General features: G+C 59.9%; 7 protein-coding genes. 4 read left to right on the top strand and 3 right to left on the bottom strand.

Translation table 11 applies throughout. The annotated features are described in order from the left end of the window. The first annotated feature begins 942 nt into the window (after positions 1 to 942). The 4 genes from AC1EJZ_RS10465 to AC1EJZ_RS10450 all read left to right on the top strand — a co-directional run bounded on the left by AC1EJZ_RS10465 (position 943) and on the right by AC1EJZ_RS10450 (position 4603). Positions 943 to 1251 (top strand): helix-turn-helix domain-containing protein, encoded by a 309-nt coding sequence (locus AC1EJZ_RS10465; RefSeq protein WP_024058948.1) that lies wholly within the window; start codon positions 943 to 945, stop codon positions 1249 to 1251. Positions 1252 to 1422: 171 nt separating this feature from the next. Further along, positions 1423 to 1722 (top strand): hypothetical protein, encoded by a 300-nt coding sequence (locus AC1EJZ_RS10460; protein WP_024058949.1) that lies wholly within the window; start codon positions 1423 to 1425, stop codon positions 1720 to 1722. Between the two features lie 335 nt (positions 1723 to 2057). Continuing rightward, positions 2058 to 2285 carry a hypothetical protein gene (locus AC1EJZ_RS10455; RefSeq protein WP_480294856.1) on the top strand — a complete coding sequence of 76 codons (228 nt, stop codon included), beginning with the start codon at positions 2058 to 2060 and terminating at the stop codon, positions 2283 to 2285. Positions 2286 to 3256: 971 nt separating this feature from the next. After that, positions 3257 to 4603, top strand: a complete 1347-nt coding sequence (locus AC1EJZ_RS10450) for an ATP synthase F0 subunit B (RefSeq protein ID WP_040693938.1) — start codon at positions 3257 to 3259, stop codon at positions 4601 to 4603. 569 nt (positions 4604 to 5172) lie between these two features. Here the strand turns inward: AC1EJZ_RS10450 and AC1EJZ_RS10445 are convergent. The 3 genes from AC1EJZ_RS10445 to AC1EJZ_RS10435 form a co-directional block, all read right to left on the bottom strand. Further along, positions 5173 to 5598 carry a single-stranded DNA-binding protein gene (locus AC1EJZ_RS10445; RefSeq protein WP_016456430.1) on the bottom strand — a complete coding sequence of 142 codons (426 nt, stop codon included), beginning with the start codon at positions 5596 to 5598 and terminating at the stop codon, positions 5173 to 5175. An 89-nt stretch (positions 5599 to 5687) separates the two neighbouring features. Further along, positions 5688 to 5831 carry a hypothetical protein gene (locus AC1EJZ_RS10440; protein ID WP_016456431.1) on the bottom strand — a complete coding sequence of 48 codons (144 nt, stop codon included), beginning with the start codon at positions 5829 to 5831 and terminating at the stop codon, positions 5688 to 5690. 159 nt (positions 5832 to 5990) lie between these two features. Next, positions 5991 to 7013 (bottom strand): DUF4192 domain-containing protein, encoded by a 1023-nt coding sequence (locus AC1EJZ_RS10435; protein WP_480294853.1) that lies wholly within the window; start codon positions 7011 to 7013, stop codon positions 5991 to 5993. Positions 7014 to 7147 lie beyond the last annotated feature (134 nt).

Raw genomic sequence — 7147 nt, 5'->3', positions numbered from 1 at the left:
CGCAGGTAGAGCGTTTCGTAATTTTTTCGTATTTTGATCGGCAAATTACGAAACGAGGTCAAAACTACGAAACGAGCGCGCTACAGACGTGTCACAGGTCATAAAAAGGCGCGCCCCTTGCGTGTCACCGTGACGCAGCATCCCGGCCGTGTCACATAGCTACAACCCCTGCAGCGTGCCCTCAATGAGGACGGTCTATGTCGTAGACATGTGCCCGTAATGTGTGTCTGTGTCTCTCCCTTAAAAGGTTTGGGTCGAAATGCCGCAAAATTACGAAACATCCCCGAAATGTGACGTGTCTGTGCAGGCCACAGCGTTATCGCGTGTTTCGTAATTTGGTTTTCCGATTTTCGTAGTTCTACGAAACCGCAGGTAGAGCGTTTCGTAATTTTTTCGTATTTTGATCGGCAAATTACGAAACGAGGTCAAAACTACGAAACGAGCACACTATAGACGTGTCACAGGTCACAAAAAGGCGCGCCCCTTGCGTGTCACCATGCCGCCACACAACAGCTGCCCCACCACAACACCCCAGCCGTGCCACGTGGCGTGTAGAAACGTGCTCGGTTCGATTCGTAAAGATTAGGTCGCAGGCTATTGTGCGCGACGCATAAGTTCCGTACGATGGCCCCCAGACCGTATGTGGCGTTTTAATTCGTTTTTGGTTTAGCCAGCCGCATACGGGGGATAACCCCGAGGATAATTCATAAAGAGACAGCCTCTCGACCGTGATAGGCGCGGTTCCTCCGACGAGATAGACCGGTCGGCAACGGCATTGCCAACCACAAAAGCGGTCAGGTAGGGAGTAAGCGCTCCCGTAAAGCGATGGGACGGCAGACCACCGTTCTAGCGAGTTGAGCACGGCACTCCAAGCCGCCTGAATAGCAAGCCGGTAAAGCACCCCGCTCCGGGACAGATCAATCTGCCCAGGAGCGTTTTTCTATGTCCGAAAAGGACACGACTACCGCCGTCGCGCCACGCTTTTACACGCTGCAGGAACTCGCCGATCTCGGCGTCGGCTCCGAGTCCACGTTGCGAAAAGCTATTAAAGAGGGCCGTCTTTCATTCCACCGTTTCGGCACCGCCTATCGGATTCGCCAAGACGATCTCGACGCCTACCTCGCGGCCGCACGCCGCCCTGCCCCGCAGCTATTCGACGGCTTCGTCGATGCCGTCGTGAATGCAGCGCCCCAACTGACAGATGAGCAGCGCCAGCAGCTCGTCACGGTGCTGGGCGGTGTGAAGCACTAATGCGGACAAACCCGCCTACGACGAGATCCCGCCGCTTAGCTCAGCTAGTCAGGCTGGGTCTTGAACTGAGTGCGAGGGCTGATGGGTGATGGCCGTGCTACTACACACGCGCGCTCCACCGTCGTGCCCCGAGTCCAAATAAACAGTTCGTTCAACCAAGGAGAACAAACCATGTCTTTCAGAGACGATTACGCAGCAGCGCTGCGCGATGAGCAGCAAGCAAAAGATACCGTGAACGAGGCGCGCCGTGCACACAAAGCGACAAAGGAGCGCCTTGCGCAGTTGCGCAAGTATGCCGAAGAGTTCGAGGTGAATCTCGACGGTGACAAGTCCGCCAGCACCGAAGGGGACGGTGACAAGTCCGCCAGCACCGAAGGGGACAGCGATACACCTGAGAACGGTGACGGCGACACGCCTGAGAGCACCGAGGGCAGTAAGCCGAAGCGGCATCTAGAAGTTGTACCCGACTAACCCTTTAGCCGTACACGCAATCACCTCATGTGTGTACGGCCACGCGGCGTGACGACGTACAGCCGTCACGTTTGATGTCGCCACACACCCCGCTCGCAAGGGCGGGGTTTTCGCGTGTGTGCGGGTGGCTGCGGCACCGCTACACGTGACACTGTCACGATGCTTGCGCCGGTATCGGCGACGGGGCATATACACGTCTGCCCCGTCGCCTGGATCATCCGCCACATGGCTGGCGGTATGTCGCGCTGCTGTTATGCGCGGTTCTGGCCGGCATAGTCTTGTGTGGACTTGAAATATGCCGAAGACGGGGCCGTGGGTGCAGCAAAGACAGCAGCGTGGACAGGACGAATTTCAGCAGCAGTCATGCTGCTGAAGGTGTGACCGCGACGGCAGATGGTATGCGGCGGACGCCGCATTATGGACGCGTCGTGAGATACGCCAATATCCATCTCGGCAGGCTTGCCGTGATGGAGCGTTTCGTGATGACCCAAACACGACACATCGATGCTGGCATATCCGAATACATATCGACGGGATATATCGGATTGCCAGCAGTGTCGTGATGCAGAGCATGGGTCATCACACAAGGTGCAGCGTCAGCTGCACTATTGGGCATCTTGACCGGAGCGCAAGCGGAGGGCAAGACAGCACCAGCCAGACCGAGCGAGCGAGGTCTGAGACTGGGGCTGTAGGGGGCGGCGCGCCAGCGCCGGGCACCGGGTTATGCGAGCGCCAGCGAGTAGTAATACCCGGTGCAGTGCCTCGGCTATGCCGAGCGCCGGAGCGCAGCGGAGGCGTCGCACCCCCTTATGCCCTTTTCCCCCTTCTACCCCTATAACGACAAACATATAGGGGTTTTGACACAGAAGGGGGCTGCGACCTGCGTGTTTCGGGTTGTAACGTGGTCTTCGACCCTTACCCGAAACGGCCCGTTGATGCGCGAAGCGCACATGGTGCCTACGCAAAACCTGCAGGTCGCCACGCTGTGCGCACCACATACGGCGTCAGTCGTTGTATGTCGGTCTTAAAGTAAGGGCCGATGACGGGTGGAAACGCCGCTTGCGGCGTCTTCCCGCGTCATCGCGCACGCCGTGTGCAACGTGAGCTTGCGAACGTGCCACGGCGTCGAACCGAACGGCAAGACCGACATCGTTTACGTGGTGCGCACAGCCACACCCTGCACTCTGGCACCGCCGCCAGGCGGTTATTGCAGGGTGTTCCAAATCCCGCAGCGAGCCATCCGCCGCAAGGCGGTGTTGATGCTGCTGCGGGTGATAACAACACGGGTCGAATAACACACTCCATATCGGCCCGTGCCATAAGCACAGTATCTGTGCAGACGCATCACGTTCGCGGCGGCCATATGCGCGCAAGCGCATGTAACGAGCACCGCCAGCGACGTGTGTTTCGCAGCGCGTCGCGCTGCAGCAGATCCAGCGGCAGCTGTTGATGCAAATGTGTAGCGCCGCGACTCGATTGGTTCATCTTTGTGGGCCACGGCTGTACGGCCCTGTGGCGGCCGTAGACGCCTCGGATGGACGGAGTGCGCGTGCAGAAGAACAGTTTCAAGACGTCGCTGTTCGTCGTGTATCTGCCGAAGTCGATGTGCAAGGAGATCCCCGACTACTACACCAGTGAGGTGGACGGGCGCGAAGTGAAACGTCCGCGCTATGTCGCCCGCGACTACGAGGAAGCAAAGCAGTACCTCGAAGAGTCAATGCGCTGGCTTGCAGAAAACTTCATCCCCGGCGGTATCGACGCAGTCGCTGGCGGTGATATGAACTTTGACGAATCAACGCCACACATCCAGTTCCAGGCGGATACGTTCTCACCGAAGCCCGAAGATCCCGACAAGCTCCGTTGCCGCCCCGGCATCGCGTACAACACTGACACCTCAGTGCGGTACACATCCGGCCCGAAGAAGGGCAAGCAGATCTCGGGTAACCAGAAGTTCATCGACGCGCAACGGGGCCTGCGCGAACACATGCACTCGCTCGGCTATCCGGTGGAACTAGAAGTCTCCGAACGTCATGACGAGTCACTCAACCTCGACCGCTACACCGAGCAACAAGACCGGGAGCGCGATCTCGCCAAGCGCGAGGATGATGTGGAAGTCAAGAAGCGATCCGTGCAGCGCGACATGGACGCAATTGATCGTGACCGCGAGCAGGCTGCTAAGGAACTTGAACAGGCGCAAGAAGCCCGCGAAGCAGCCCAGCGCGTACAGGAGAATGCTGAAGCACAGGCTCGCGAGGTTGCCGAGCGTGTGCTCAAGGAAGCACGCGAGAAGGCCGAGCAAGAAGCCGAAGAGATCCGCAGCGAAGCACGCAAGGATGCTGAGCAGGAGTTGGGCCTGGCCGAAGCGCAAGCAGACGAGCTGCTCGAACGAGCCGAAGAGACTGCGCGGGCCAAGGCGGGCGATATTACAGCCGCAGCTCGCAGCGAAGCAGAGACGATCACTCGCAAGACCGACGAGGCCCGTAAGCAGGCTGAGCGCGACGCCGAGACGATCCGCAGCAAAGCACGAGATGAGGCCACGAGCATCCGCGACGAGGCCACACGCGACGCTGCAGTAACGCGCAAGGATGCCCGCGATGAGGCTGATCAGATCCGCCGCAACGCGCACACGGACGCCGAAGATGAAGCCGCCATCATCATCGAAGAAGCGGTGAAGTCAGGACAACAGTTGGAGCACTTGGATAAGAAGTTCCTGGTGCAAGAACTGCATCGCAGCCCAGAGTTGCTTGAGCGTTACACGCTGTTCAGGCAGTCGCAGACCTCAGGCAAGAAGGGCGGGGCGCAGCAGCGTGCACGCGAGCGCATCGAGAAGCGCCGCCAGCAGCAACAGCAGCGTGATCGTGATGGCGGTATGGAGTTGTAGCACTGCTCTCCCCTGCCCTGTACGGCCTTCTGCGGGCCTAACAGGGGGCCGTCGGCGTCGTAGGTCATTGGCGGCGGGTAAACGGCTGATATTCAGCGAAAATCGAAGAAATCTCGGCTAGGCGGGGCCGGTGTCACTACGTTGCGCAGTGAATTGGCCTGTTGAGTGGCGGAGATAGTGCGCAGCACGTCGGTGTGTACGACGGGGCATGTGCTGCGCAGAAGAGATGTCCGTAGAAGGGCCGACAGAATGTCGTTGTCATTCTGTTGCGTAGTAAAGGTGTCAATAGGATGACAAACCACTTCACTGCCCAATTCACATGTCATTAAAGTGACAGGGCATTTGATTGCGCAGTAAACGTGTCGATGAAATGGGTGCCCAATACACAGTGCAACCTACGTGTTAATGAAATGTCACAGACACTACATAGTGCAGTGAGTTGCGCAGCAGAAACGCCAGTAAAAGCACCGCACCACTGCACCGTAAAACTGCACAAGTGATTCGCAGCAAATTGGCGTGTGAAATGGTTGAAAAAATAACCCCGCAGGTTTCCCTGCGGGGTTTCGTAGTTAGAACGGTACTTCTTCGCCCTCAGCGCCAGCCAGGGCGGCGGTCGCCGCCTCGCCTCCGCGACGGGCAGCGCGAGCAGCGGACTCCTTCTTGGAATCGATCAGCTGCACCGTGTCGATGCGCGCCACCAGCGGGTACTGCTTCACACCGTCCTTGTCGGTGTAGACGTCGGTCTTGAGCGAGTAGCTCACCGCAACGCGATCGCCGGAGCCGATGCAGCCGAACACACCGGGGTTCGCGGCGTCCTGGACGTAGCCGGTCAGCTCCACGATCTCGCTTTCCACCTTGCCGGTGGACTTGTTCTTGAAGGTGTTGCGCGCATAGACGCTGAGCTTCACCGTCGCGCCGCCGTTTGCGTGCTCGAACAGCTTGGGTGCGCGAGCTGCGTTGCCGACGATGGTGCCGTTGTTGAAGGGGTTGGACATGATGGTTCTCCTTACGTGAGTGGGTGTGATTTGCCGTGCAATTTGGGTACTTAAGCAGCGGCTTTGCCGCTGCGGGGGTTGAGCTGTCGTTACAGCACTGCCCAGGGCAGCGGTGTGCCTGCCGCCTCTAGGTCGCGCAGTTCTTGTGCTGCGCCCGGATCGGCGTCCTCGCCGTCGATGCCGTCGGCAAGCTGGTAGAGCAGTTCCAGGTCGGTGTGGGTGATGTCGCGCATCAGGTGCCTCCTTGTTCGGATGGATGGTCAATCCGTCTGTTGGAGACAGCTCTGCTGTCTAGGGGGTTCTCCCCCGCCCCGCTAGGTGTGCATCTCTGCAGGCCACGGCCCCGCGAGAAAAAGAAACCCCGTTGCATCGCTGCAACGGGGTGTGTGGTGTTACTCGGTGAACAAGATCGTGCGGGTCTTCTCAGCGCCCTCGCGGACGAGTTCGACCATCCGCTCGCCCTGGCCAATGTCGGTCAGCTTGGCCACCAGAGACGGGAAATTCTCGTCTGGTCCGATCTCGGTGGCTCGCTGCGCAGCCACGCCAGCTAGTCCCGGCTGGCCTGTGGCGTGAGCGAGCACGGCAACAGTGGCGGTGAGCTGCGCCCGCATCCCCGGCCAGCTGGTCGGGACAGCGCGCATAACCTGCTCTATGAACGCAAGGCCAGCCTGCGGCTCATCGAGCAGCGCTGCGAGCAGCGTGTCTCGCAAGCGCGGCGTGGTGAAGCATTTCAGCGCAGACCGAACAGCACGAGTGCTCGGCTGGGTGATCCCTGCCGCCGCCTGCTCGTATTCACGCTGCAGCACGTCCGCGAACATGGGCGGGATATACGCCAGCGCGTCTTCGATGATGTCGGTGTGCTCGGCAGCGTCGATGCCGTGATCGGTGCTGTTCAACCGTGCTTCGATGTCGTCTTTGCTCGGCTCCGGCAGCTCTCCGGTGTGCTCTAGCATCTGCTGAAGCGCCGCCGATGCGGCGACCTCGCCGACAACGCCGTGGCGTGGCTCGTCGATGAACGGATGCTGGTACACCGACCACCAGGCAGCCCCGGTGACGATCTCGGGCACTTGCACCACCCCGAGCAGCGGCGGTAGGTGCACTGCCCCGCTGGTGAGGTACGTGGCCGTCTCGTCGAAGACCGGCTGTGCAATGTCATCGCTGATCATGTACGCGATAACAGCGTCGAGTTCGAGGTGGTGGACCCACGCTGCGAACCGCTCGCGGCTCTCGGTGAGCTTCTCCACGGCCTCGTCCAGGTCGAACCGTGCGACCGGGCCGAGGCGGACGGTGTCGACGCCCTCGTCGTCGACGAAGAACGCGAGGATCAGCGAGTTGTTCGGGTAAAACCCGAGGATGCCGGGGAGGTTCGCGAGGATCTCGCCGTGGGATGCAAGCGTGTGGGAATGAGTGGACATGGCAGTGCTCCTTTACACGAATACGGGGTGTACGTGGTCAATCCCGAATTCGGCCCGGCCCTGCCGGTCGCAGGCGTATCCCAGCAGTGCAGTGCCTATGTGCGCTGGGCGTCGCTAGCGCAGCCTGATGCTTG

This window comes from Pauljensenia sp. C0170B5, from assembly GCF_056590195.1.
Note: the sequence above shows the minus strand (reverse complement) of the source record. Positions and strands in the feature narration are given on the sequence as shown.